We start from the raw sequence: 25,043 nt of genomic DNA, 5'->3' as shown, positions 1-25,043 counted from the left end.
GCCGTGCGGATCCGCCTCGGGCGCGGATCCGGGCGGGTCAGGCGCCCGCGACCGCCTGGCGGAGGCCGTCGGCGAGCGAGGTGGTGGGGCGGCCGAGGAGGCGCGCCAGGTCGCCCGTCTCGTCATCGAGCTGGCCGGCGGCCGTGGCGGCGTCGAGGCCCACGAGGAAGCCGATCGTGCCCTCGTCGAGGCCGGCCTCGCCGAGGATCCGCGCGTGCTCCTCGGAGGAGACGCGGGAGACGGGGACGGGCTGGCCCGTGATGCCGGAGATCGCCTGGGCGAGGTCGTCCTGCGTCCAGCGCTCGTCGCCCGCGAGCTCGAGGGTCTGCCCGGCGAGCGAGTCGTCGAGGGCCGCGACCGCGGTGGCCTCGGCGAAGTCGGCGATGGTGGCGCTCGCGACGCGGCCGTCGCCCGCGCTCGTGAGGAGGCCGCCCGACTGCCGCACGGAGTCGACCGTGCCCGTGTAGTTCTCGGTGTACCAGCCGTTGCGGAGGAGCGTGACGGGCACGCCCGAGGCGGCGAGCACCTCCTCGGTGGCCTTGTGCTCGCCCGCGATGAAGAGCTCGGTGGTGCTCGCGCGGAGGACGCTCGTGTAGAGGATCCGGCCGACGCCCGCCTCCTTCGCGGCCTCGATGACGGTGGTGTGCTGCGGCACGCGCTGGCCGACCTCGCTGCCGGAGACGAGCACGAGGGTGTCGCCGGGTCGGATGGCGGCGGCGACGCTGTCGGCGTCGGAGTAATCGAGGCGCGCGGTGCGGACGCCCTGGGCGGCGAGGTCGGCGAGGGCCTCGGGGCGGCGCGCGGTGGCGAGGATGTCGGAGGCGGCGTAGCCGCGGGCGAGCAGGGACGCGACGATGCGCGATCCGAGGCGGCCGGTGGCGGCGGTGACGACGATGGTCATGGGGTGCCTTTCGAGTCAGGGGACGAGCGGTACGCCGGGGTCAACGACTCCGTCGCCGAGTACCTTCCCACAGGGAGGTACCCACCTTCTGGTAAGTTGTGCGATGTGACGCAGATGAGCTTCCGGGTGAGCCGCGACCGACCCGGCGTGACCGAGGGCCGCTATCCCGCGAACTGCCCGTCGCGCACCCTGCTCGACCACATCACGAGCAAGTGGGGCGTGCTCGTCCTCCTCGCGCTCGGGGAGCGGTCGCGCCGCTGGGGCGAGCTGCGCCGCGAGATCGAGGGCATCAGCGAGAAGATGCTGGCCTCCACGCTGCGCACGCTCGCCGACGACGGCCTCGTGCTCCGCGAGGCGCAGCCCACCATCCCGCCGCGGGTCGACTACCGGCTCACCGAGCTCGGGCACGAGGTGAGCGCCCGGCTGGTGCCGCTCATGGACCTGGTCATGGACGTCACCGAGGACACGTCGCCGCTGGCGTCCCGCCGACCCTAGGCTGGATCCGGCAGCCCGCGAACCGGTGCCGACCCGCCCGCGCGCGCCACGGCGCCACCCGGCCAGGAAGAGACCGACGATGCCCTCCCCGTCCGCGCCGACGCTGTCGCGCACGCCCGCCCCGACCCGCGACGTCCGCCGCGCGCGCGTCGCGGTCGCCGTGCTCTTCTTCACCAACGGCGCGATCTTCGCGAACCTGCTGCCGCGCTACCCGTCGATCAAGGCGGAGCTCGGGCTGACGAACGTCGAGTTCGGCGCCGCGGTCGCCGCGTCGCCGCTCGGCGCGCTCATCGCCGGCCTCGCCGCGGGCGTGCTCATCCGCCGGTACCGGTCGGCGCGCGTGGCGGTCGCGGCGACCGTGGTGGCCTCGGTCGGGATCCTGCTGGCCGGCCTCGCGCCCGGCTGGCTCGTGCTCGCGATGGCGCTGTTCCTCGCGGGCGCCATGGACGCGATCACCGACGTCGCGCAGAACTCGCACGCGCTGCGGGTGCAGCGGCTCTACGGCCGGTCGATCAACAACTCCTTCCACGCCGTCTGGTCCGTCGGGGCGGTGGCGGGCGGGATCATGGGCGCCGCGGCCGCGCAGATCGGGCTGCCGCTGATCGTGCACCTCTCGATCTCCGCGGTCGTCTTCAGCGCGCTGGCCGTGCTCGCGCTCGCGTGGCTGCTGAAGGGACCGGAGCCGGAGCCCGGCGAGGGCGGCGCCGCGCATGCGCACGCCCCCGATCCCGAGGGCGACGTCGCGCGCGCCGCCTCCCCGCGCGCGCTCGGCCTCGTCGCGAAGTACGGCGTGCTGCTCGCGCTCGTGGTCATCGCGTCCGGCGGCGCCATCGTCGAGGACTCCGGCAGCACCTGGTCGGCCATCTACCTCTCCCGCGACCTCGGCGCCAGCGCGTTCGTCGCGGGCCTCGGCTTCATCTCGCTCCAGGGCATGCAGTTCGTGGGCCGGATGCTCGGCGACCGCATGGTCGACCGCTTCGGGCAGCGCGCCGTCGCCCGCCTCGGCGGCGTGCTCGTGCTCGCGGGCATGGGCGGCGCGCTCGCGTTCCCGGGCATCGTCGGCACGATCATCGGGTTCGGCGTGGCCGGCTTCGGCGTCGCGACCCTGATCCCCGCGGCCATGCAGGCCGCCGACGAGCTGCCCGGCTTCCGGCCGGGCACGGGCCTCACGATCGTCGGCTGGCTGCTGCGGCTCGGCTTCCTCATCTCGCCGCCCGTCGTCGGCGCCATCGCGGACGCGTCGTCGCTGCGCTTCGGGCTCCTCTTCGTGCCGGCGTCCGGGCTCCTCGTGCTCGTCTTCTCCCGCGTGCTCGCGACGCGTCGCGCGCACCCGCCGGCGCAGGCGGCGCCGGGGGCGTCGGTTCCCTCCTCCTAGGGGCGGCGCGGGCGGATCCGCTCACGGGCTCCTGCGAGTGCGGTCGCGCCGCGCGCCGGCCGCGGGAGAGTGGGCGCACGCCGCCCGCCGCGCCACCCGAGAGGATCGCCATGTCCACCGACCTGCCCGGAGGGCTCTTCCCGCTCGCCCACGACCTCACCGTCACGCGCTTCGGCTACGGCGTCATGCAGCTCGCGGGGCCGCGCGTGTTCGGCCCGCCCGCGGATCCCGACGCCGCCCGGGCCGTGCTGCGCGAGGCCGTCGCGCTCGGGATCACGCACATCGACACGGCCGACTTCTACGGGCCCGGCCACACGAACGCCCTCATCGAGGAGGCGCTCTTCCCGTACCCGGAGCGCCTCCACATCGTGACCAAGGTCGGATCCCTGCGCGACGCGAAGGGCCGCTGGCCGCAGGCGCTCTCCGCGGCCGAGCTCCGCCAGGCCGTCTACGACAACCTCACGCACCTGACGCTCGACGTGCTCGACGTCGTGAACCTCCGCGTCGGCGCCTTCGACAGCCCGACCGACGGGTCCATCGAGGAGCCGTTCACCGCCCTGGCCGAGCTGCAGCGGGAGGGGCTGATCCGGCACCTCGGCGTGAGCAACGTGACGGCCGCGCAGGTGGCCGAGGCCCGCGGGATCGCGCCGATCGTGAGCGTGCAGAACCACTACAACCTCGCGCGCCGCGACGACGACGCGCTCATCGACGAGCTGGCCGCCGACGGCATCGCGTACGTGCCGTACTTCCCGCTCGGCGGGTTCTCGCCGCTGCAGTCGGAGGTGCTGGCGCGCGTCGCCGCCTCGCTCGACTCGGCGCCACTGCCGGTCGCGCTCGCCTGGCTCCTGCAGCGGTCGCCGAACGTGCTCGTCATCGCGGGCACGTCGTCGGTGGAGCACCTGCGGGAGAACGTGGCGGGAGCGCGGATCCGACTGCCCGAGGACGCGCTCGCGGAGCTGGAGGGGATCGGCGGCTGACGGCCGGCGGTGGTCGGCGCCCGCGCCACGCGGGCGGCTGACGGCCGGACGCGGCCCTCGACACGCCCCGAGTCAGCTCGCGGCGGCCCGCTCGGCGGCCTCCGCCGCCGCATCCGCCACCCGCCGCAGCGCCCCCAGCACCACGCGGACCGGCGCCTGCGCGAGCGCGTCCGGCCGGGCGAGCACATCGACGTGCCGCACGAGCCGCGCGCCGACGACCGGCCGCAGCACCATCCCGTCGACCGCGAGCGGCGCGCCGGTCGTCCGCGGCATCACGGCGATGGCGTCGCCGGCCCGCACGATCTGCGCCGCCACCGAGAACTCGTTGACGCGGTGCACGATGCGCGGCGCCTGCCCGATGAGCGCGCCGAGGTGGTCGAGCACGCCCGCGAGCGGGAAGCCCGCGTGCGTGGAGATCCACCGTTCGTCGCGCAGCATCTCCGGCGTGATCGCCGCCGACGACGCGAGCGCGTGCCCGGCGTGGAGCGCGATGTCGAGCGGCTCCACCAGCAGGGGAACCACCACGAGCCGGGCGGTCGGCCACGGCGGATCGTGCGGGAGGCGATGCGCGACGACGAGGTCGTGATCCGCGGTGAGGCCCGCGAAGTCGCCCTGCGCCACGTCGGCGTCCGCGAGCGAGACCCGGATGCCCGCCCCGGATCCGCCCGCCCCGGATGCCTCCGCGCCCGCCAGCTCCGCGAGCAGCGGCCCGAAGAGCGCGAGCCCGGCGCTGTGGAAGGCGGACACGCGCACGGCCCGGTCGTCGTGCGCGAGGAACGACCCGACGGCATCGCGGGCGGCGGCGAGCGCCTCGTCCACGCGCGTCGACGCCGCGGCGAGCGCCTCGCCGGCCTCCGTGAGCGCCAGGCGCCGCCCACGCTTGACGGTCAGCGGCACGGGCACGCCGGCCTGGAGCGCGGCGAGCTGCTGCGATACGGCCGACGCGCTCACGTGCATCGCGACCGCGACGGCCGCGACGCTCCCGCGATCGCCGAGCTCGCGGAGGAGGCGGAGGCGGGCGGGATCCATGAGCCCTGTCTAACGCATCGATGAAGACGATGCCCGTCGATCTTCCGGGTCTGCTGCCGGACAGTGGGGGCATGGCCTCCCCCACCCGTCCCGGACCCGTCGTCGACCTGCTGCTCCTGGCGGTCGCGGCCGTGTGGGGCGCGAGCTTCCTCGCGGCCAAGGACCTCGCGGCGGAGACGGGCGTGCCCGCGGCCGTCGCGCTGCGCTTCCTCGTCGCCGCGGTCGCGACCGGGATCGTCTGCCTGGCCCGGCGCGAGCGGCTGCCCCGCGGGCGCGGCCTCCTGATCGCGGCAGCGCTCGGCTGCTCGCAGGCCGCCGTCATCGGGCTGGAGACGTGGGGCGTGCACCTGACGAGCGCGACCAACGCGGGCCTCCTCATCAGCCTGGCGCTCGTGATGACGCCCGTCCTCGAGGGCGCCGCGTCGCGCTCGTGGCTGCCGCGGTCGTACTTCGTCGCCGCGGTCGCGGCCGTGGTCGGCGTCGCGCTGCTGGTCTCCGAGGGCGGGCTGCGCGCGCCCACGCCGGGCGACGGGCTGGTGATCGCCGCGGCCGTCGTGCGGGCCGTGCACGTCACCGCGAGCGGGCACCTCACGCGCGGGCGGAGCGAGGGGTCCCTCGGCGTGGTCCTCGTGCAGATGGGCGTCTGCGCGGCCCTCTTCTCCGCGCTGGCGGGGCCCGACCTGCCGGCGGCGGCCGCCTCGCTCGATGCCCGGGGCTGGGCCGGCGTGCTCTTCCTCGGGGTGCTGTGCTCGCTGTTCGCGTTCGCGGTGCAGCTCTGGGCGGTGCGGCGCACGTCGGCGTCGCGCGCGAGCATCCTCATGGGGACCGAGCCGGTGTGGGCGCTGCTGGTGGGCGTGGTGGTGGCGGGCGAGGCGATCGGGCCGGTCGGCGCGGGCGGCGCGGCGCTCATCGTCGCGGCGTCGTACGCGGGCCAGGCGATCGAGCGGCGGCACCGTGCATCCGTCGACGCCGCCCGCGCCGGAACCCGCGAGGATGGGCGCATGCCCCAGCCCGACGCGGCGCCGCGCCTGCCCCATCCCGCCGCATGACCGCGCCCGACCGCCGCTTCCCCCGTCGCGTCTACCGCGAGGGCGCCGAGCCCGACGTGCGCTTCAGCCTCGCCAACGAGCGCACGTTCCTCGCCTGGATCCGCACCTCGCTCGCGCTCCTGGCCGGCGGCGTCGCGCTCGAGGCGCTCGCGCTCGGGCTGCAGCCCGGGTTCCGGCTGGCCGCGTCGCTCGTGCTGATCGTCGCCGGGATCGCCGCGCCCGCCCAGGCGTGGATCGGCTGGATGCGCACCGAGCGCGCCCTCCGCCGGGACCGCCCGCTGCCGTCGGCCGCGCTGTCGCTGCCCCTCGGGATCGCGGTCGTCGGCGCGGGCGTGCTCGTGCTGCTGGGCGTGCTGACCGCGTGAGCGCGCCGGACCCGGCCGGGCGCCCCTTCGACCCTGGCCTCCAGCCCGAGCGCACCGCCCTCGCCTGGCGCCGCACGGCCCTCGCGCTCGTCGTCGGATCCCTGTTCGGGCTCCGCGCGCTCCCGGCGCTCCTCGGGCCGGCCGGGCTGGTCGTCGCCGCGGCGGGCGTGATCGCCGCCCTGGCCGTGCTCGCGACCGCGCACCTCCGCTACCGGCGGGTGCACCGGATCCTCACCGCGGGACCCGCCGGCCCCGGCACCACCGCGCTCCCCGGCGGCGCGCTGCCCGCCCTCGTCGCCGCGCTCACCGCGTGCGCCGGGCTCGCCGCGCTGGCCCTCGCGCTCGCCCGCTGAGCCGACGGCGGATCCGGACAGGCACCGCGCCGTACTTATGAATGCCGCCCGCACCCCCACGATCGAGGACGTGACAGTCGCGGCGCCTGGACGCCGGCCCCACGGGGAGGCCACGCCGCCAGTGACATCGACCCGCAGGACGCACAGCTCCCCGTCCGGCGTGTCTCGCTAGTGCATCCCCGAAGGTTCGGGAGCCGTAGTCATCAACATTCAATCGCAGAGTGCCGCTGGAATCGGCAACCGGTTGGCGAGAGGCCGGGATGCCCCGCGCGGCAACCCGGTCTCTCCAGTGCGACCCTCCCCGCAAGTCGCTATGGTCATCGCATTCGGCCTCACAGTGACCTCCAATCGACATCACATGGACTCGCATAGGGGTGTCTGTGGCGGCAACTGCTACTGATGGGCGGCGTATAGCCGACAGTCGATCTACGGTTACTGTTGGACCATGCCCTCAACGACCCGCCCGACCTTCGGAGCGACGCCCGCTCCGTCCGAGCGGCCGCCACGAGAAGCGCTCCTCGAACAGATGCTCACCGGCACCAAGCGAGGCTTCGTGCCGATCCGCCGTACGTTCCTGCAGAAGCCACGCGGCGCCGAGGGCAGCCGCGGTGCCCAGCTCGCGAAGCTGGCGGCGAACCCGTCGGCGTTGAATGCGTACCTGCTGCTGCACGCGCTGGCGTCCAGCAGCGAGCCATACCAGGCGGACTACCCCGTAGCCACCTGGGTAGACCTTCTCTGCCTGGAAGACGGTGCAACGGAGGCTACGGCGAAGTCACGGTGGTCCAAGGTCATCACGAAGCTCAACTCGCTCGACTTGATCGAACGGCGACGCGTCGGCAACAGCATGCAGTACCTGCTCCTCGATGAGTCCGGCAACAAAACCGCGTACACGCGGCCGCAGAAAGCGGCGGACGGGAACTACTTCAAGCTGCCTTACTCGTACTGGGCCAACGGGTATGACGTGTCCTTGGACCAGTCGGAGAGGCTCATGCTGCTCATCGGATTGGATCAGCAAGACGGGTTCGTGCTGCCGTTCAACCAGGCGCGGCAGTGGTACGGGGTTTCGGAGAGCACTGCCCGTCGCGGCCTGCGCGGGCTTGAGGCACGGGACCTGCTTGTCTCGACGTCGAAGCACGTGCCGTCAGCGAAGTCGCCAACCGGGTGGGCCGAGAGCATCAAATACACCATGACGGAGCCGTTCTCCCGGAAGGCGATCGCAAAGCTCGTTAAGGATCGAGGAAAGACTCTCTTCGCCGCCTCGCCGGAGCCGAGGCCGTGAGCGCGCTGTTCGTCGACGAGTCCAAGAGCAAGGGCTACACGATGGTCGCCGTCGTCGTCGCGGATGATCAGGCAACGCTGCGGCAGCAGATGCGTGCGTTGGTGCTGCCAGGCCAGCGCCGGTTGCACTTCACCAACGAGAGCGACTCACGGCGCCGACACATCCTGTCGACGCTGGAAAGTCTCGGTGTCCGTGCCCACGTCGTGCACTCCGACCTCAAGCACGAGGCCAGCGGCCGAGAGGCATGCCTTCAAGGCCTCGTCGCTCTCGCCGCACGGGACGGACACGAGCGGATCATCCTCGAGCGGGACGTCTCCATCGAGCGCGCCGACAAGAAGGTCCTCTACGCCGCCGCCCACGAACACGGCCTCCGCGACACCATGACCTACGCCCACGAGACCGCACATCAAGAGCCGTTGCTGTGGATCGCGGACGCGATCGCGTGGAGCTACACGAAGGGTGGCGACTGGCGACGTCGGATATAGCCGATGATCCTGCCGCACAACCGGGCCTAAAAAACGCGAAGCTCGGCTCACCGACCGTCCGGAAGGCTGCCGAGCTCACTTCACGCCGCTACTGCAACGTGCACCGCCGAGTATAAGCCGATCGGCCGCCTTGACGCGATCAGCGCGTCAGACGCGGCAGCACGACGGCACGCCCCGCCCTACAGGGCAGGCACCAGCACCTCGCGCACGAAGTCCTCGTAGGAGCGGGGCGGATGTCCGAGGACGGCGGTGAGACGGGCGAGGGCCTCGGGGGTCCCGATGAGCCCGTCCCGCTGGAACCCCGAGTACATGCGCTCGTAGTCGTACACGAGCCACGACGGCATGGAGGCCAGGGACAACTCCCGCCACGCCACGAGGTCGTCTCCCGCGTACGTCACCGTCGTCCCGAGGGCCTCGGACAGGGCCGCGGCCGTCGTGTCGCCCGTCCACGCGGTCGGGCCGAACACGTCGATCGGACCCTCGAGCTCCGTCCCCGGGGTCAGAGCGCTCACGGCGACCTCCGCGATGTCGCGCACGTCGACCCGGGAGACGCCCGTCCCGCCGAGGGGCTGCGGGTACAGGCCGTCGCGGATCGCCTCGAGGTACCAGACGTCGTTCTGGAAGAAGTTGTTGACCCGGAGGAAGCAGGCCTCGACGTCGCTGTGCTCGAGGAGGGCCTCCACCGCGAGCTTCGCGGAGTTGTGGGGCACCTGCGGCGCCCGGTCGAGGTCCTGGACGGACAGGTAGACGATCCGGCGGACGCCCGCCGCCACGGCGTGGTCCACCGCGACGGTCGTCTCGTACAGCTCGGTGGGCGTCCCCGTCAGGGCCAGGAAGACCTGCTCGACGCCCTCGAACGCCGACGTCGCCTCGTAGGGGTCGCCCAGATCGCCCACCACGCCCTCGACGCCGTCGGGGAGGTCGGCGAGCCGCCGCGCGTCGCGGCTCAGGACCCTCAGTCCGGTCATGCCCCGGCGCAGGGCCTCGGCGATGACGGCCGAGCCGACCGTCCCGGTCCCGCCGATGATCAGGGTTCGTGCGTCGCCCATGGTGATCCTCCTGTCTCGTCAATGCGTGCGTGCGTGCGGCACGGTCGTCGGCCGTCCGCTCGGGAGCTCGTCGCCGCCGGACGCGTCACGGACGACGGCGAGGAGCTGCGCGAGCGGAGCCGCCGAGGGGGAGACCGCTCGGCGGCTCGATCGACTCGTGCGTCGAGAGGCTACGCCGGACGAGGGCCGGCGATCCCATCGCCCCGCGCGTCTCGACAGCGGCCGGATGCCCGGTTACCATCCGGCGTCCGCAGCGACACGAGGGCGGCCCGACACCCGCCTCCGCGCACGCGCTCCCCTTGCCGATCCCGCGAGCCGGCGCCCGCCTCAGGCCGTCGGCATCCGCAGCAGCGCGCCCGGCTGCCGGCAGGTGGCGGCAGCGATGGCCATGCACGTGCGGAGCATCGCCTCGCCCTCCGCCGCCGTGCGCGGAGCACCCCGGCGGGCGATCGCGTCGGCCGCCGCAGCGAGGCACGCGTCCCCGGCGCCCATCGTGTCGACGATGGGACGCGGATCCGCCGCGATGCCCGTCGCCACCACCTCGCCGTCCTCGAGCTGCACGGACGCGCCGCGCGGGCCGTCGGTGGCGAGCACGAGGCGGCTGCCGGTCGCGTGCAGCCCGGCGCGCGCGTCCGCGAGCGCGCCCAGCTCGAGGAGGGCCGTGTCGTCGTCGCCGACCTTCACGAGCAGCGCCTCGGCCGCCGCGCGCGCGAAGCCGACGCGGAACCGCTCGGCGTCGTGCAGCATGCCGGCGCGCGGGTTCGGGTCGACGAGCAGGCGCTCGCGCGGATCCCGCACGGCCGCCAGGAGCTCGTCGGCCTGCGCGTGGTCGTCGTACGGGAAGCAGCTGACGACCACGAGCGACGCCGCGTCGAGCGCCGCCCGCTCCGCCGCGCCGATGCGCACGCGGCGGTTCCACGCGGCCTCGTTGAACGAGTAGCGCGGCTCGCCGTCCTCGCGCTCGCTCACGGCGACGGAGGTGCCCGAGGGGCCGATGGTGGCGATGAGCTCGACCCCGTGCGCGTCGAGCTCCGCGCGGATGCGACGGCCGTGCTCGTCGTCGCCGACCATCGCGATGAGCTGCACGCGGTGCCCGAGGATCGCGAGCCCGACCGCGACGTTGAGGGCCGCTCCCCCGACGAAGGCGGTCTCCTCCCCGTCCTCGCGGAGCAGGTCGATCAGGGCGTCGCCGACGACGACGATGGGCTGGTCATGCATTTCGGGGGACCTCTCCGGAGCCTCGGACGATGAGCGTGGTGGGGACGACGACGGTCTGCGCGGGTCCCGCGTCACCGTCGAGCCGGGCGAAGACGCGCTCGGCGGCGGCGTGGCCGATGCGCGACGGATCCTGCGCGACGACGGTGACGGCGGGCTCCAGGAGCGCGGCCATCGGCAGGTCGTCGAAGCCGACGAGCGCGATGCGGCGCTGGGCGCGGTGCCGCCGGAGCGCCGCGATGACGCCGATGGTGATGAGGTTCTGCCCGCTCACGATCGCGGTCGGCGGCTCCGCCAGCGCGAGCAGGCGCTCGGCGAGCGCATCCGCCACGACCTCGTCGGTCGCGCCCTCGAGCACGAGCTCGGGCGCCACGGAGAGCCCGCGCCGCCGCATCTCGTCGGCGAAGCCGCGCTCGCGCTCCCGGGCCGTGAAGATCTCGGGCCGGTCGCCGAGGAACGCGATGCGGCGGTGCCCCTGGTCGGCCAGGTGCGCCACGGCACGGGAGACGCCGGCCGCGTTGTCGACGATGACCGCGTCGGCCTCCAGCCCCGTCGGCACGCGGTCGACGAACACGAGCGGGGTGCCGCGCGACGCCGCGACGCCGAGGTACGCCTGGCTCGGGGCGATGGTGGTGAGGATCAGCCCGTCGACCCGGCGGGCGAGGAACGCGTCGACGGCGGAGCGCTCCCGGTCGGCGTCGTCGTCGAGGCTCGAGGCGAACACGGCGACGTGACGGTCGCTGGCCGCCTCCTCCACGGCGCGGTGCAGCGCGCCCGAGAACGGGTTCGCGACGCTGCCGACGAGGAGGCCCAGCGTGTTCGTGCGGCGGTCGGTGCGGCGCAGGTTGCCGGCGTGCAGATCCGGCTGGTACTGGAGCTGCTCCACCGCCGCGCGGACCCGGTCGGTGAGCTCCGCGGAGACGTTCGGCTCGCCGTTGACGACGCGCGACACCGTCTTGATGCCCACGCCCGCGAGCCGCGCGACGTGCTTCATCGTGGGTCGGCGCGCGCCGGACGGGGCTCCGCTCGGGGATGACAACGGTGTCACGGATGGGTCTCGCTCTCTGCGCTATGGGTTGACCATACCGGCTCCGACCCGCTAGACCTTCCCATGACAACGTTGTCGGGAGCGCGCTCCCACCCGAAGGACAGGATCCATCAATGACGAACCGATCCCCGCGCCTCGTGCGCACCATCGCCCTCGGCTCCGCGGCCCTCGTCGCCGCGGTCGGGCTCACCGGCTGCTCCAGCTCGGGCTCCGGCTCGGGCGGCGGATCCGGCTCGGGCGACGTCGGCGTCTCGCTCATCGTGAAGACGACCACCAACCCCTTCTTCGTCGCCATGCAGGACGGCGCGAAGGACGCCGCCGCATCCTCCGGCATCAGCCTGACGCTGGCGGCCGGCAAGGAGGACGGCGACGAGGACACCCAGATCCAGGCCATCGAGAACGCCATCTCGAAGGGCGACAAGGGCATCCTCATCACCCCGAACGGCCCCTCGGTGGTCGACGCCATCCAGAAGGCGCGCGACGCCGGCCTCTACGTGATCGCGCTCGACACGGCGCCCGACCCGGCCGACTCCGTCGACATCACGTTCGCCACCGACAACTTCGCCGCGGGCGAGTCCATCGGGAAGTGGGCCGCGTCGCAGCTCGGCGGGAAGAAGGCGACCATCGCCCTCCTCGACCTGTACGACGACAAGGCCGTGTCGGTCGACTACGACCGGGACCAGGGCTTCCTCACCGGCATGGGCATCGACGTCGGCGACAAGGCCAAGAACGGCGACGAGGCCAAGACCGGCGACTACAGCGGCGGCGACTACGAGATCGTCGGCAACGAGGCCACGCAGGGCGCCGAGGACGGCGGCCGCACGGCCATGGAGACGCTGCTGTCGAAGGACCCGGACATCAACGTCGTCTACACGATCAACGAGCCGGCCGCGTTCGGCGCGTACCAGGCGCTCCAGGCCGCCGGCAAGGAGAAGGACGTCGTCCTCGTCTCGGTCGACGGCGGCTGCGCGGGCGTGAAGAACGTGAAGGAGGGCGTCATCGGCGCCACCGCCCAGCAGTACCCGGTGAAGATGGCGCAGCTCGGCGTCGAGGCCATCGCGCAGCTCGCGAAGGACGGCACCAAGCCCGCCACGAGCGCCGGCCTCGACTTCTTCGACACCGGATCCGCGCTCGTCACCGACACCCCCGTGGACGGCCTCGAGAGCATCACGGCCGACGACGCCGCGACGAAGTGCTGGGGCGAGTGACCGTGAGCCAGAAGACCACGGATCCGAACCCGCCCACCTCGGCGCTCGACCTCGCCAACGAGTTCCTCGACCGCCGCACGCCCGTCGACCGGATCCGCGGCGTGCTGCACCGCTACCCCGCCGTCAGCCCGGCCGTCGTGCTCGTCCTCGCGGTCATCGTGTTCGGCCTGCTCAACGACCGCTTCCTCGATCCGGCGAACCTGTCGCTCGTCACCCAGCAGGTCGCCGTGGTGGGCACGCTCGCGGTGGCGCAGACGCTCATCATCCTGACCGCGGGCATCGACCTCTCCGTCGGCGCGGTCATGGTGCTCACCTCCATGGTGATCGCGCAGACCGCCAGCCAGAACGGCCTGCCGGCACCCGCCGCGCTGGCGGCCGGGCTCCTCGTGGGTCTCGCGGCCGGCGCGTTCAACGGCCTGCTCGTCACGCGGCTGCGGCTGCCCCCGTTCATCGTGACCCTCGGGACGCTCAACATCTTCGTGGCGCTCACGCTCCTCTACTCCAACGGCGCGACCGTCCGCGGCGTGGACATGCCGAAGGCGCTCTCCTGGACGGGGCGCACGTTCGACCTCGCGGGCGTGAAGATCAGCTTCGGCGTGGTGCTGATGCTCGTGCTGTACATCGTCGTGGCCTTCATCCTCGGCAAGACCGCCTGGGGCCGGCACGTGTACGCGGTCGGCGACGACAAGGAGGCCGCGCGCCTCGCCGGCATCAGCGTCAACCGGGTGCTCATGAGCGTGTACCTCGCGGCGGGGGCCATCCTCGCGGTCGGCGCGTGGATCCAGATCGGCCGCAGCAACGCGGCCAGCCCCAACGCGGGCGCCGACCTCAACCTCGACTCCATCACCGCGGTGGTGATCGGCGGCACGAGCCTCTTCGGCGGCCGCGGCACGGTCTGGGGCACGCTCCTCGGCGCGCTCATCGTGGGCGTGTTCCGCAACGGCCTCTCGCTCGCCGGGCTGGACGTGCTCTACCAGACGCTCGCGGTGGGCGTCCTCATCATCGTCGCGGTCTCCGTCGACCAGTGGATCCGAAAGGTGCGCAAGTGACCCTCATCGACCCCGCGGGGAGCGCCCCCGCGCCGACCCGCACGCCCGTCCTCGAGGCGAAGCGGCTCGTGAAGACCTTCGGCCGGGTCGTCGGCCTCGACGGGGTCAGCCTCGAGCTCTTCCCCGGCGAGGTGCTCGCGATCATCGGCGACAACGGCGCCGGCAAGTCGACGCTCATCAAGTGCCTCACCGGGGCCGAGACGCCCGACGAGGGCGAGCTGTTCCTCGACGGGAAGCCGGTGTCGTTCAAGCGGCCGCAGGACGCGCGCGCGGCCGGGATCGAGACGGTGTACCAGAACCTCGCCGTCTCGCCCGCGCTCGACGTGGCGTCGAACCTCTACCTCGGGCGGGAGAAGCGGAAGAAGGGGATCCTCGGATCCGTGTTCCGCATGCTCGACACGGCCGGCATGCGCCGCGAGGCGAAGGCGGAGCTGACCGAGCTCGGCATCTCGACCCTGCAGGACGTGACCGTGCCGGTCGAGAACCTGTCCGGCGGGCAGCGGCAGGCGGTCGCCGTGGCGCGCGCCGCGGCGTTCGGGTCGAAGGTCGTGGTGCTCGACGAGCCCACCGCGGCGCTCGGCGTGCGCGAGTCGAACCAGGTGCTGGAGCTCGTGCGGAACCTGCGCGACCGCGGGATCCCGGTGATCCTCATCAGCCACAACATGCCGCAGGTGTTCGAGGTCGCCGACCGGATCCACATCCAGCGCCTCGGCAAGAAGGCCGCGACCATCACGCCGCAGTCGCACTCGATGACCGACGCGGTCGCGATCATGACGGGCGCGGCCACGGCATGACGGCCACGGTCCTGTACGCGGAGTTCACGGCGCTGCCTGGCCAGGAGGAGCAGGTCGCGCGGATGATCGCGGACCTCGCCGAGCTGGTGCGGGCCGAGCCCGGCAACGTGGTGTTCGAGCCGTACCGGCGGGTGGAGGATCCGGCGCGCTTCGTCGTGCACGAGGTCTACCGCGACGAGGCCGCGTTCCAGGCGCACATCGGGGCCGAATACGGGGCCGAATTCAATGCGCGGCTCGCACCGCTCATCGTGGAGGAAGGATCGCAGTTGACATTCCTCGCGCCCGTGTGAGATGCGCGGCGGATATCCGAGCGAGATCATTCCCGCCGCGCGCGACCGCGCATGTGCGCAGCCTGTGAATGCATCCTCGAATCCCGGAGCGTGCGTATCGTCGATGGTGTCCGGAACGACTGCTATTCGATGCCCGCAATGTCGCGGGCAAGGGGGATATCCATGTCCAGCAAGATCCGACGAACAGATCGAACGACCACGGGGACGCGTTCTCGCACGGGATGGCGCGGCGCGGCCGCGGCGCTGGGGGCTCTCGCCCTCGTCGTCGGGCCCGCCGCCGCCGCCCATGCGGATCCTCCGTCCGCCATCCCGGCGGCCGCCACGGAGGACGACGCGAGGTGGCAGCCGGCCACCGACTACGACGGGGAGGGCTGCTACCCCACCCCCGCCATGGATGCCGCGGGGACTCCCGCCGAGGGGCTGAGCCTGGGCGGAGCCAACAACGGCAATTGCCGTGACCAGTCCGACCTCGACAACGTGAACAGCTACGCGCGCACCACGTGCGTCGCGGACGGCTGGTGCGCCCACGCGTACGCGTATTACTTCGAGAAGGACCAGCGCGCGGAGGGCGTCGCCGGCGATGGGAACGGGCACCGCCACGACCTCGAGCACGTCATCGTGTGGGTCAAGGACGGCGAGGCGCGCTACGTGTCGGCCTCCGCCCATGGCGGATACGACACGAGGGCCGCGGCGGACGTGCTGTGGGAGGACACGCACCCCAAGATCGTCTACCACAAGGACGGTCCGCACACGCACGCCATGCGCTTCGCCAGCGGGGACGACGAGCCCGCCGAGAACCACTACGGCACCTGGCAGCGTCCGGCGCTGCTCAGCTGGGATCTCATGAGCGACGCTGTGCGCGGCACGATCAACACCCACAGCTACGGATCGGCCACGTTCGACATCAAGGACGACCGCATCTCCAGCGTGCTCTCGGAGCGCAAGCCGGAATCGTCGCTCGCATTCTGAGCAGCTGATCCCGAGAAAGGGGCTGTCGATATCCGACAGACCGGTGGGACCCCGCCTCGGCGGGGTCCCACGCGTGTTCCCGGCCGCGGCTCAGCGCGCCGAGTACCCGCCGTCCACCAGGTGGTAGCTGCCGGAGATGAAGGACGCGTCGTCGCTCAGGAGGAACAGCACGAGCGCCGCGACCTCCTGGTCGGTGCCGAGGCGCCCGGTCGCGTGCTGGCTCTCGAGGTGGGCGAGCGCCTCGGGCGAGAGGGAGGAGCGCACGAGCGGGGTGTCGATGAAGCCGGGGCCGACCGCGTTCGTGCGCACGCCGCGGGCCGTGTACTCGAGCGCCGCGACCTTGGTGAGGCCGACGAGGGCGTGCTTGCTCGCGACGTAGGCCGCGTTCTGGGCGAACCCGACGGATCCGAGCACCGAGCTCATGTTGACGACCGCGCCGCCGCCCGCCTCCACCATCGCGGGGAGCTGGTAGCGGAGGCCGTAGAAGACGCCGTCGAGGTCGACCGCGCGGGTGCGGTCCCACGCGGCGATGTCGTACTCGCCGATGTCGGCGGCGGGGGCGCTGATGCCGGCGTTGTTCACGGCGAGGTGCAGCGCGCCGTAGGCGTCGACCGCGTGCGCGACGGCGGCCTCCGAGTCCTCCGCCTTCGACGTGTCCTGGCGGAACGCGGTGGCCGTGCCGCCCGCCGCCTCGATCTCGGCGACGACGCGCTCGGCCGCCTCCAGCTGGATGTCGGTGACGACGACCGACGCGCCCTCCGCGGCGAGCGCGCGGGAGATCGCGGCGCCGATGCCGCTGCCTCCGCCTGTCACGAGCGCGGTCTTCGTGTCGAACCTGGCCATGGGGATCCTCCTCGTCTGGGGCGACGCGGGCCGCGTCGCCCCTCGACGGTACGCCCGCAGGATCCGGTCACCCGGGGTTCACCCGCCGTCCACCGGCCGGTCGGGGGCGCGCTCGGGGGCGTCAATACCTTTCAGATGTGATGCGTCCGCCGGTGCCCGGAGCAGACGCCCGAGATCGATGGAGACCCCACATGACCCTCACCCGTGAGTCCCACCACCGGCTGCTGCCGGTCCTGTCGCGCGATCCCCACGCCCGCGGCAAGCGCAGCACCGTCACCTGCCACCTCAAGTGCGACGACGCGTGCACCAAGCCCGTCCCCAACGTCACCGACAACTCCTACTTCCGCGACATCGCGGGCCGCGCCCTCTCGCGCCGCACGCTGCTCGGCGGCGCGGGCGCCGGTGCCCTCGCGATCCTCGTGGCGCAGAACGCCGCCGCTCCCGGCGCGGAGGCCGCCGCCGCGCAGGCCGCGTCGAAGCTGCCCTTCACCGCGATCACGCCCGTCGACGCTGCCGTCGACCAGTTCACCGTGCCGACCGGATACCGCTGGCAGCCGATCATCCGCTGGGGCGACCCGCTCTTCAGCTACGCCGACGACTTCGACGCCGACAACCAGACCGCCCGCCTCGCGTCGCGCCAGTTCGGCTACAACAACGACTACCTCGACATCATCCCCGTCAACTCGCGGAACAAGGAGGCGCTCCTCGTCGCCAACCACGAGTACACGAACGAGAACATCATGTTCCCGCCGGCCGCGGACGCCGCCGAGCTCGACGAGCAGCGCCGCATCGGGAAGGCCTCGCACGGCATGTCCGTCGTCGCGCTGCGCCGCAAGACCGTCGGCCAGCCGTGGACGTACACGATCGGCCACCACCGCAACCGCCGCATCACCGCGGACACCCCGTTCAGCGTGAGCGGCCCCGCCGCCGGATCCGCGTCGCTGCGCACCAAGGACGACCCGAAGGGCACGCGCATCCTCGGCACCCTCGGCAACTGCGCCGGCGGCACCACCCCGTGGGGCACCGTGCTCTCCGGCGAGGAGAACTTCAACGGCTACTTCCGCACCGCGGGCACCTCCGCCGCCGACAAGCGCTACGGACTCGCCGACAAGGCGACGACCCGCGGCTGGGAGGCCATCGACCCCCGCTTCGACGCCCGCACGGCCGGCTACGAGAACGAGCCGAACCGCTTCGGCTGGATCGTCGAGGTCGACCCGTTCGAGCCCGGCGAGGCTCCCGTGAAGCACACCGCGCTCGGCCGCTTCAAGCACGAGGGCGCCAACGTCATCCTCGGGAAGAGCGGCCACGTCGCCGCGTACATGGGCGACGACGAGCGCTTCGACTACCTCTACAAGTTCGTGTCGCACGACACGATGGTCGTGGGCACGTCGCGCCAGGACCGCCGCAAGAACAAGCAGCTCCTCACCCGCGGCGCGCTCTACGTGGCGCGCTTCACGGGCGACTCGCCCGTCGCGGAGATCACCGGCACCGGCCGGCTCCCGTCCGACGGCTCGTTCGACGGCATCGGCCAGTGGATCCCGCTCGTCATCGACGGCGTCTGCCAGGTGCCCGGCTTCACCACCGAGGAGGCGCTCGTGCACACGCGCCTCGTCGCCGACGCCGCCGGCGCCACGAAGATGGACCGCTGCGAGGACGTCCAGCCGAGCCCCGTCACGGGCAAGATCTACGTCGCCTGCACCAACAACACCGACCGAGGCAAGGCCGGCAAGGAGGGCGCCACGGAGATGAACCCGCGGACGACCAACCGCGACGGCCACATCGTGGAGATCACCGAGGACGGCGGCGACGCCCGCTCCACCACCTTCACCTGGAACCTGCTGCTCGTGGCGGGCGACCCGGCGAAGAACGAGTCCACCTACTTCGCGGGCTTCCCGAAGGACAAGGTCTCGCCCATCAGCTGCCCGGACAACGTCGCGTTCGACTCCGAGGGCAACCTCTGGATCTCCACCGACGGCGCCCCGAGCACCATCGGCCTCAACGACGGCCTGTTCAAGGTCCCGGTCGAGGGCGCCGAGCGCGGCCACGTGCAGCAGTTCCTCTCCGTGCCCACCGAGGCGGAGACCTGCGGCCCGGTCGTGCACGACACCGAGGGCATGGTGTTCGTCGCGGTGCAGCACCCGGGCGAGGACGGCTCGTTCGCCGAGCAGCACTCGTTCTTCCCCGACTACGTGCCCGCCGGCGTCACCCCGCCGAAGGGCGCCTGGCGCGGACCGCGCCCGTCGGTGATCCAGGTGTTCCGGGGCTGATCCGGGGAGAAGCCGCTCGCGGAGTGACCCGCTGAGCTGATCGGGGGGCCGATCGGAGGGCCGGGGCGTGCGTGCGCCCCGGCCCTCGTGCGTGCGGGGGCGGTCGTCGGGATCCGTCGGGGCTAGCGTCGGGGGATGAGCGAGCGCGCGGATCCCGACGGCGCGGCACGCGGATCCGGCGACGGCTCGACGGACGAGGAACGCTGGCTGGTCGTGGGCGGGCGGCGGTGGCCGCGCACGGATCCGTCGCTGCCGGCCGACGTCGTGGAGGCGCTGAAGTCGCACCTCGGGCGCGGCCGGTCGGGCGTGCGCACCGCGAAGCACGCCGGCGACGACGACGCGGTCGCCGCCGCACGCGAGCGGGTCGGCCTCGCGAAGCACGGCCTCGGCGAGCGCGGCCCGCGCTGGTGGGACGAGCCCGAGGACGCGCGCCTCGAGCGGGCGCGCGAGGCGCTGCGGGAGCTGGACGCGCTCGACGACGCCTCGGCCTGAGTCGCGCGGCCGGCGCATCCCGGACCGCCCGCGGGCCAGGCTGGACGCATGCAGCTCTACTCCGCGCTCCCCCTCGTCCGCGCCCGGCAGATCGCGGCCGACACCGCGGCGCTCGCGGGCATCGTCGTGTCGGTGCTGGTGGGGATCGCGGTGGCCGCGCTCATCCGCCCGCTCGGCGACCTCGGCCGCAGCATGGAGGAGTCGGGCACGCGGCTCAGCGGATCCATGACCGACGCCGCCGCCGCGCTCGGCCGCATCCCGCTCGTGGGCGACGCCGCGCGCGGGCCGTTCGAGGACGCGAGCGGCATCGGATCCGGTCTCGTGCAGGCCGGGCGCGACCAGCAGTCGCTCGTCGGCACCGTCGCGCTCGTGCTCGGGCTGCTGGTGGCGCTCGTGCCGATCGCGTTCATCGTGCGGCACTGGCTGCTGCGCCGGATCTCGTTCGTGCGGCGCGCGGCCGCCGCCCGCTCGCTCGCCGCGACGCCCGGCGGCACCGAGCTGCTCGCGCTGCGGGCGCTCTCGTCGCGGAAGCCCGCGTCGCTGCTGAAGGCCCACCCGGATCCGGTCGCTGCCTGGCGCGCGGGCGACCCGCGCGTGGTGCGCCAGCTCGCCGACCTGGCGCTGCGGGACGCGGGGGTGTCGGCGGGGCGGTGATCGAACCGCCGCCGGAGCGCTAGGCCGGCACCGCCACGATGCGGAACGGGATGCCCTCCGCGATCTCCACCGTGACCGTCAGCGGCGCGTCGCGCTGCGGGATGGGGATCGATGCGGTGTTGGCCCCGGTCGGCGAGCAGCCCGAGCCGTAGAAGCTGCCCGAGCCGGGGGCACCGATGCGGACCCGGTACTCGCCGCTCGTGCAGGTGATGGCGAAGCGCAGGGCTCCGACCGAGGCGTCCGGCTGCGGCACCTCGAACGTCGTCGGGCCCGTGCCGCTCTCCTGCAGGGCGGCCTGCAGGTCGTCCGTGGGAGGCTCGCCCGAGCCGGGGATCGTCAGCGCCGCCCGGGGGTCGGCGAGCCCGGCCGCGTCGTCCGGCGCGGAGGACGGGGCCGCCGGCGCCGGTGTCGTGGCGGCGTCGGGCTCGGGTGATCCCCCGGTGCAGCCCGCGAGCAGCAGCGTCGCGAGCCCCGCGGCGACGAGCGCCCCATGCCGATGGATGTCCGCGGTCCCCCGTGTGATGCGCATCCGCCCCATCAGATCGGCTCCGGCCCCGCGCCGCAACCCGCTCGACATGACGGCGACCCCGTGCGAGGAGCATCCTCGGAGGCATGTCGCCTCTCCTCCTGGCCGGGCTCGCCGGTCTGCTCTCCGGGCTGTCGCTCGTCGTCGGATCCCTCGTCGCCTGGTTCGTGAAGGTGCCGCGCGAGGTCGTCGCGCTGGTGATGGCGTTCGGCGCGGGCGTGCTCATCTCGGCGCTGTCGTTCGACCTGGTCGACGAGGCGGCGGCGAGCGGCGGCGTGATCCCCACGCTCGGCGGCTTCGTCGCGGGCGCGGTCGTGTACGTGGTGCTCGACCAGATCCTCGAGCACGGCGGGTTCCGGCGGAAGCACCACGGGAAGTCCGGCGGCGGAGGCGGCACGGGAGTGGGGATCGCGCTCGGCGCCCTGCTCGACGGCGTGCCCGAGACGGCCGTGCAGGGCCTCAGCCTCACGGGCGGCGGGGCGCTGAGCATCGGCGTGCTGGTCGCCGTGGTGATCTCGAACTTCCCCGAGGGGATGTCCAGCACGGCCGACCTCAAGCAGAGCGGCCGGAGCGCGCGCTACGTCTTCGGGCTCTGGAGCGGGATCGCCCTCGTCTGCGCACTCTCCGCGCTCGGCGGCTACGCGCTGCTCGGCGGTCTGCCGGAGAGCGGGCAGTCGGTGGTGATGGCGTTCGCGGCCGGTGCGATCCTCGCCATGATCTGCGACACGATGATCCCCGAGGCGTTCCGCAAGGCGCAGGCGCTCACCGGTCTCGTGACCGTGCTCGGCTTCGTGGCGAGCTACGCGGTGCACCAGGCGGGGTGATGCGGGCGCGGCAGCGGAGGGCGGATCCGTCGCGCGGGCCGTTCCCGCTCAGGCGTCCGCGGGCCGGTCGCGCGGCGACTGGTTGAAGCGGTGCAGGGCCTCGGCGAGGCGCTCGACGTCGTCCGTGTCCCACGCGTGCAGCCGGTTCTGCAGCCGGCCGCGGGTGCTGGCGCGCACCTGCTCGAGGCGGTCCTCGGCGCGCGGCGTGAGGCTGAGGATGGTGGAGCGGCGATCCTCGGGATCCGGCTCGTCCTGCACGTAGCCCTCCTCGCGCAGCACCCGGAGGTGCCGGCTGACGGAGCTCTTGTCCATGAGGAGGCCGGCCGCGACGGCGCCCGCGGATGCCGGTCCGTCCGTGCGCAGCCACCTCGCGACCGCGAAGGCGCCGGGCTGGAGGCCGGGGTGGAACAGGGCCGCCTCCTCCATGCGGAGGGAGCGGATGGACATGAGGAGGCCGGCGAGCTCGGCGGCGACGGCGGACACGGCGGCCTCGCGCTCGTCCGCGGCGGGAGCTCGGTCTGCACCGGCGGACGGGGGATTCACGAAGGGAACCCTAACCGACGCGGATCAGGGGGTCCGGTACGCATTGCGTCCTGCCGTGGAGGTGGCGAGCTCGGTGACCGAGAACGGCGTCCCCGTGACCGCGTCGGCCACCCGGAGGCCGAGCCGCAGCGCCGTGACGGTGTACTCCGCGCTCGTGCTCCGGCCGACGGCCGGGAGGTACGTGGATCCGGCGGGCGCACCCGGCTGATCCGGCCGCACGTTGACCTGCAGCGAGAGGACGCGGGGCAGGGCGTTGACGACGGATCCGACGCCCGTGACGGCGCCGGCGGAGACGGCGGCGAGGTTCGTGCCGAGGGTCGTGACCGGCGCCGCGAGGCCCGTGGTGACCGCGTTCCGCACGGGGGCGACGAGGCCCGTGGCGAGGGAAGCCACCAGGCGATCGCCGAGCGCGGTGACGGAGCCCAGGCCGAGCGCCGAGAGCAGCCCGGCCACGACCGAGCCCAGGGTCCCGAGGTTGAGGGCGGTCGCCGTGATCGTGAACTGCTTGCCCGCGACGAGGTCCGCGAGGGTGCCCGAGAACTGCGACCGGAGCGCGAGGACCGGGATCGGGCTGCCGAGGAGCGGCTGCAGGGTCACGTTCGCGGTCACGTCGACGGTGACCGTGACCTTCTGGAGCGCCGTCGTCATGGCGGCCCGGATGTCGGCGCTGCGCTGGTCGATCAGCGCGCCGACGCTCGCGGCCACCGTGTTCAGGGTCTGCGCGTCGACGAGGATCTCGGTGTTCGGCGTCTTCCCGTTGAGGCCGCCCGCGCCGCGACCGAGCAGGTAGGCGAGGTCGACGGTCACGACGCCGGTCGCGAGGTCCACCGCCACGCTGCCGTCGGCGCTCCGCAACGGGGCCGTCAGCAGGGGCGCGACCGCGGTGGCCGCCGCGTCGACGCCCGTGACGCTGATCGTGCCCGTCAGCGCAGTGAGGCCGAGGGTGCTGCCGATGCTGCCCAGCGTGGAGAGGATCGCGCTGCGGATGGCGTCCGCGACGGGGCCCGTGGGCGTCGTCGTGGAGGAGCCGCTGGTGAGCAGCGCGGCCGCGGCCGTGACGCCGGTGGTCGCGGCGGTGGTCGTCGTGCCGGTGATGCCGCGGACGGCCGGGCTCACGGCGGTGAGCTCGAGACCCGCGATGCCGTACTGCCGGGTCGAGCCGGGCAGGGATCCGTTCCCCCACACCGCGTTCCGGCGCCCGCTGCACCAGTCGAGGACCGAGCTGGAGGCGACGGCGCCGAGCGCGAGCCGGGTGGTGGTGAGGGCCGAGGTGCCGGTGGTCGCGTTGACGCTCGCGAGCACCCGGTCGAGGTCGATGGTCGCGCGGCCGGGCAGGGCGGGGGACGTGGGGGTCCCGGTGACGCCGACGGCGCCCGAGTTCGAGACGAGGCCGCTCGCGGCGGCGGACGTGCCGGTCTCGGTGACCCGCACGTACTGGTTGAGCGCACCCGCGGATCCGGCGGGGAGGCCCGCGTTCAGACCCGTGAGGTCGAGCGTCGCGGTGGTGCCGAGGGCCTGCGCGACGAGCGGGTTGACGTACACGCCGGTGGCCGGGCTCGGCGCGCTCGCGGGCGTGGGCTGCGATCCCGGGCGCGCGTCGTCGACGGCGGAGAGGCCGGCGAGGCTCCCGGCCGCGTCGAGGTTCGTGCCGATCAGGCTGCCGCGGAGGAAGCGCGCGGACGCGGTGGTCGTGAAGCCGGTGCTGGTGCCGCAGGTGAGGTTCTCCGTCGCGACGCGCGACTTCATCCACTCGGCGTCGCGCCAGGCGGCCTCCGACGGGACGACCGGGGGCGTGACGGCACCGGCGACGAGCGCGACGGCGACCCCCGCGGCGACGAGGGCGGGGCGGCGGAGGCCGGTCGGGCCGGAGAGGCGGCGGAGGGCGGGGAGGGCGCGGAGGCCGCCCGCGAGGAGGCGGCGGAGGATCGGCGTGCGCGGCGCGCGGCGACGGGCGTCGCGGCGACGGGGGGCGGCGGTCACGCGGCCACCTCACCGGGAGCGGCGTCCACGCGGCGGGCGCGGTTCGCGCGGCGGGCGCGGTTCGCGCGCCGGGCGGGGGCGCGACGGCGTCCCGCGCCGCCGCGCGCGAGCAGGCCGAGGCCGAGCGCGCCGACCGCCACGAGCGCGAGCGATAGCACGTCGAGCGCGTTGCCGGTGCGCGGCAGGATCCCCGCGAACCCCGTGGTCCCTCCCACGGGCGGAGCCGCCGCGTCCACGGGCACGGGCACCGCGGCGGGATCGGCGCTCTGGGCGTGCAGGCCGACCGCGACGGTGCCGGAGCGGCCCATGATCCGCTCGTCGCCGCTGTCGGCGGGATCGACCGAGGCCGTGAGCATCAGGTGCTCGCCCGCGGCGGCGGTGATGTCCGGCAGGTCCATGCGGTCGGTCGACCCGCGGAACTCGCGGAGCGGGGTGGGCGCGAGGACGGAGGCGGTGCCGCTGGCGCAGGTGGGCGCGGTGCGCGGCGCAGCGGTGGCGGGGGGCACCCACTCGTCGTCGCAGCGGTCCACCTGGAGGAGCACGCCGCGGTCGAGGTCGGCGAGCTCCCCGCCGGAGCGGATCTCCACGGCGAGCGTCGCCGACTCGGCGTCCGCGATGCCGGCGTCGATGATCCAGTGGCCGTGCTCGCCGGGTGCCACGTCGAGGAAGGCGGCGGTCCACTCGGAGGAGACCGAGAGCCGGCCGGGCATGCCGGTATCGGGCGTGTCGAGGATGGCGGCGGTGGCGCGGGCGCCGATCAGCGACAGCCCGCCGACGAGGGCGAGCACAGCGGCGGCGGCGAGCATCCCGCGGAGGGGTGCCCGGGCCGCGTCAGCGCGCACGGCGACCGGATGCGCGACGGGCGCGGTCGCGCGGACGCAGGGCGTCGGCGGCTAGGGGCGGGGTGGCGGGTGCGGCTGCGGGCGCGGCAGCGGCGGGCGCGGGCGGAGCAGCAGCGGGGGCGGGCGATGCGGGAGATGGCGG

27 protein-coding genes are annotated in these 25,043 nt (G+C 73.7%); 17 read left to right on the top strand and 10 right to left on the bottom strand.

Annotated features, from left to right (window positions below; genetic code table 11):
• Window positions 1-37: 37 nt before the first annotated feature.
• Window positions 38-901: an SDR family oxidoreductase gene (locus PED38_RS10695; protein WP_270981190.1), complete on the bottom strand. Its 864-nt coding sequence runs from the start codon at window positions 899-901 to the stop codon at window positions 38-40.
• Between the two features lie 114 nt (window positions 902-1,015).
• Here PED38_RS10695 and PED38_RS10690 point away from each other — a divergent pair, with 114 nt between their 5' ends.
• From PED38_RS10690 to PED38_RS10680, 3 genes are all read left to right on the top strand, one after another.
• On the top strand, window positions 1,016-1,396 hold the full coding sequence (locus tag PED38_RS10690; RefSeq protein WP_063072802.1) for a winged helix-turn-helix transcriptional regulator: 381 nt from the start codon (window positions 1,016-1,018) through the stop codon (window positions 1,394-1,396).
• A gap of 79 nt (window positions 1,397-1,475) precedes the next feature.
• On the top strand, window positions 1,476-2,771 hold the full coding sequence (locus PED38_RS10685; protein ID WP_270981189.1) for an MFS transporter: 1,296 nt from the start codon (window positions 1,476-1,478) through the stop codon (window positions 2,769-2,771).
• A gap of 110 nt (window positions 2,772-2,881) precedes the next feature.
• Window positions 2,882-3,748 carry an aldo/keto reductase family oxidoreductase gene (locus tag PED38_RS10680; RefSeq protein WP_270981188.1) on the top strand — a complete coding sequence of 289 codons (867 nt, stop codon included), beginning with the start codon at window positions 2,882-2,884 and terminating at the stop codon, window positions 3,746-3,748.
• 72 nt (window positions 3,749-3,820) lie between these two features.
• Here PED38_RS10680 and PED38_RS10675 read toward each other — a convergent pair whose 3' ends face one another.
• Window positions 3,821-4,777, bottom strand: a complete 957-nt coding sequence (locus tag PED38_RS10675; protein ID WP_270981187.1) for a LysR family transcriptional regulator — start codon at window positions 4,775-4,777, stop codon at window positions 3,821-3,823.
• A 71-nt stretch (window positions 4,778-4,848) separates the two neighbouring features.
• On the opposite strand from PED38_RS10675, the gene PED38_RS10670 reads away from it, so the two are divergent.
• The 5 genes from PED38_RS10670 (at window position 4,849) to PED38_RS10650 (ending at window position 8,308) form a co-directional block, all read left to right on the top strand.
• The gene (locus PED38_RS10670; RefSeq protein ID WP_063070511.1) at window positions 4,849-5,826 is read left to right on the top strand and encodes a DMT family transporter; all 978 of its coding nucleotides are present in this window, start codon (window positions 4,849-4,851) and stop codon (window positions 5,824-5,826) included.
• Window positions 5,823-6,191 (top strand): YidH family protein, encoded by a 369-nt coding sequence (locus PED38_RS10665; protein WP_063070510.1) that lies wholly within the window; start codon window positions 5,823-5,825, stop codon window positions 6,189-6,191. Before PED38_RS10670 ends, PED38_RS10665 begins: the two co-directional genes overlap by 4 nt.
• On the top strand, window positions 6,188-6,544 hold the full coding sequence (locus PED38_RS10660) for a DUF202 domain-containing protein (RefSeq protein ID WP_270981186.1): 357 nt from the start codon (window positions 6,188-6,190) through the stop codon (window positions 6,542-6,544). Before PED38_RS10665 ends, PED38_RS10660 begins: the two co-directional genes overlap by 4 nt.
• A 445-nt stretch (window positions 6,545-6,989) precedes the next feature.
• On the top strand, window positions 6,990-7,823 hold the full coding sequence (locus tag PED38_RS10655; RefSeq protein ID WP_131798094.1) for a hypothetical protein: 834 nt from the start codon (window positions 6,990-6,992) through the stop codon (window positions 7,821-7,823).
• Window positions 7,820-8,308 (top strand): hypothetical protein, encoded by a 489-nt coding sequence (locus PED38_RS10650; protein WP_270981184.1) that lies wholly within the window; start codon window positions 7,820-7,822, stop codon window positions 8,306-8,308. Before PED38_RS10655 ends, PED38_RS10650 begins: the two co-directional genes overlap by 4 nt.
• A gap of 179 nt (window positions 8,309-8,487) precedes the next feature.
• Here the strand turns inward: PED38_RS10650 and PED38_RS10645 are convergent, their stop codons facing one another.
• From PED38_RS10645 to PED38_RS10635, 3 genes are all read right to left on the bottom strand, one after another.
• Entirely contained in the window at window positions 8,488-9,357 is an 870-nt protein-coding gene (locus PED38_RS10645; RefSeq protein ID WP_270981182.1) for an NAD(P)H-binding protein, read from the bottom strand.
• A 327-nt stretch (window positions 9,358-9,684) separates the two neighbouring features.
• Window positions 9,685-10,575 (bottom strand): PfkB family carbohydrate kinase, encoded by an 891-nt coding sequence (locus PED38_RS10640; RefSeq protein ID WP_063070504.1) that lies wholly within the window; start codon window positions 10,573-10,575, stop codon window positions 9,685-9,687.
• Window positions 10,568-11,566 carry a LacI family DNA-binding transcriptional regulator gene (locus PED38_RS10635; RefSeq protein ID WP_270981180.1) on the bottom strand — a complete coding sequence of 333 codons (999 nt, stop codon included), beginning with the start codon at window positions 11,564-11,566 and terminating at the stop codon, window positions 10,568-10,570. Before PED38_RS10635 ends, PED38_RS10640 begins: the two co-directional genes overlap by 8 nt.
• A 167-nt stretch (window positions 11,567-11,733) precedes the next feature.
• Here PED38_RS10635 and PED38_RS10630 point away from each other — a divergent pair, with 167 nt between their 5' ends.
• The 5 genes from PED38_RS10630 (at window position 11,734) to PED38_RS10610 (ending at window position 15,930) form a co-directional block, all read left to right on the top strand.
• Entirely contained in the window at window positions 11,734-12,828 is a 1,095-nt protein-coding gene (locus tag PED38_RS10630) for a substrate-binding domain-containing protein (protein ID WP_270981179.1), read from the top strand.
• Between the two features lie 2 nt (window positions 12,829-12,830).
• Entirely contained in the window at window positions 12,831-13,877 is a 1,047-nt protein-coding gene (locus tag PED38_RS10625; protein WP_270981178.1) for an ABC transporter permease, read from the top strand.
• Window positions 13,874-14,671 (top strand): ATP-binding cassette domain-containing protein, encoded by a 798-nt coding sequence (locus PED38_RS10620; protein WP_270981176.1) that lies wholly within the window; start codon window positions 13,874-13,876, stop codon window positions 14,669-14,671. The genes PED38_RS10625 and PED38_RS10620 overlap by 4 nt, the downstream gene beginning before the upstream one ends.
• Window positions 14,668-14,961, top strand: coding sequence for a putative quinol monooxygenase (locus tag PED38_RS10615; RefSeq protein ID WP_270981174.1), 294 nt, complete (start codon window positions 14,668-14,670; stop codon window positions 14,959-14,961). The genes PED38_RS10620 and PED38_RS10615 overlap by 4 nt, the downstream gene beginning before the upstream one ends.
• Window positions 14,962-15,123: 162 nt before the next feature.
• Window positions 15,124-15,930 carry an NPP1 family protein gene (locus PED38_RS10610; RefSeq protein WP_081234797.1) on the top strand — a complete coding sequence of 269 codons (807 nt, stop codon included), beginning with the start codon at window positions 15,124-15,126 and terminating at the stop codon, window positions 15,928-15,930.
• Between the two features lie 90 nt (window positions 15,931-16,020).
• Here the strand turns inward: PED38_RS10610 and PED38_RS10605 are convergent, their stop codons facing one another.
• Window positions 16,021-16,773 (bottom strand): SDR family NAD(P)-dependent oxidoreductase, encoded by a 753-nt coding sequence (locus PED38_RS10605; protein ID WP_063070500.1) that lies wholly within the window; start codon window positions 16,771-16,773, stop codon window positions 16,021-16,023.
• A 191-nt stretch (window positions 16,774-16,964) separates the two neighbouring features.
• On the opposite strand from PED38_RS10605, the gene PED38_RS10600 reads away from it, so the two are divergent.
• The 3 genes from PED38_RS10600 to PED38_RS10590 all read left to right on the top strand — a co-directional run bounded on the left by PED38_RS10600 (window position 16,965) and on the right by PED38_RS10590 (window position 20,186).
• Entirely contained in the window at window positions 16,965-19,040 is a 2,076-nt protein-coding gene (locus tag PED38_RS10600) for a PhoX family protein (protein WP_270981172.1), read from the top strand.
• A 135-nt stretch (window positions 19,041-19,175) separates the two neighbouring features.
• Window positions 19,176-19,532, top strand: coding sequence for a biopolymer transporter Tol (locus tag PED38_RS10595; protein ID WP_270981170.1), 357 nt, complete (start codon window positions 19,176-19,178; stop codon window positions 19,530-19,532).
• A gap of 48 nt (window positions 19,533-19,580) precedes the next feature.
• The gene (locus PED38_RS10590; RefSeq protein WP_270981169.1) at window positions 19,581-20,186 is read left to right on the top strand and encodes a hypothetical protein; all 606 of its coding nucleotides are present in this window, start codon (window positions 19,581-19,583) and stop codon (window positions 20,184-20,186) included.
• A 19-nt stretch (window positions 20,187-20,205) separates the two neighbouring features.
• Here PED38_RS10590 and PED38_RS10585 read toward each other — a convergent pair whose 3' ends face one another.
• Window positions 20,206-20,715 carry a hypothetical protein gene (locus PED38_RS10585; protein WP_270981168.1) on the bottom strand — a complete coding sequence of 170 codons (510 nt, stop codon included), beginning with the start codon at window positions 20,713-20,715 and terminating at the stop codon, window positions 20,206-20,208.
• 83 nt (window positions 20,716-20,798) lie between these two features.
• On the opposite strand from PED38_RS10585, the gene PED38_RS10580 reads away from it, so the two are divergent.
• Complete coding sequence (locus tag PED38_RS10580; protein WP_270981166.1) at window positions 20,799-21,536, top strand: ZIP family metal transporter; 738 nt, start codon at window positions 20,799-20,801, stop codon at window positions 21,534-21,536.
• Between the two features lie 48 nt (window positions 21,537-21,584).
• Here PED38_RS10580 and PED38_RS10575 read toward each other — a convergent pair whose 3' ends face one another.
• The 3 genes from PED38_RS10575 to PED38_RS10565 are packed head-to-tail and all read right to left on the bottom strand — an operon-like array spanning window position 21,585 to window position 24,901.
• Window positions 21,585-22,079, bottom strand: a complete 495-nt coding sequence (locus PED38_RS10575; protein WP_270981165.1) for a MarR family winged helix-turn-helix transcriptional regulator — start codon at window positions 22,077-22,079, stop codon at window positions 21,585-21,587.
• A gap of 24 nt (window positions 22,080-22,103) precedes the next feature.
• Window positions 22,104-24,059, bottom strand: a complete 1,956-nt coding sequence (locus PED38_RS10570) for a choice-of-anchor G family protein (RefSeq protein ID WP_270981164.1) — start codon at window positions 24,057-24,059, stop codon at window positions 22,104-22,106.
• On the bottom strand, window positions 24,056-24,901 hold the full coding sequence (locus tag PED38_RS10565) for a hypothetical protein (protein ID WP_270981163.1): 846 nt from the start codon (window positions 24,899-24,901) through the stop codon (window positions 24,056-24,058). Before PED38_RS10565 ends, PED38_RS10570 begins: the two co-directional genes overlap by 4 nt.
• Window positions 24,902-25,043 lie beyond the last annotated feature (142 nt).

Origin of the sequence: Clavibacter sp. CT19, from assembly GCF_027858075.1 — a bacterium.
Classification (GTDB): domain Bacteria; phylum Actinomycetota; class Actinomycetes; order Actinomycetales; family Microbacteriaceae; genus Clavibacter; species Clavibacter tessellarius_A.
Note: the sequence above shows the minus strand (reverse complement) of the source record. Positions and strands in the feature narration are given on the sequence as shown.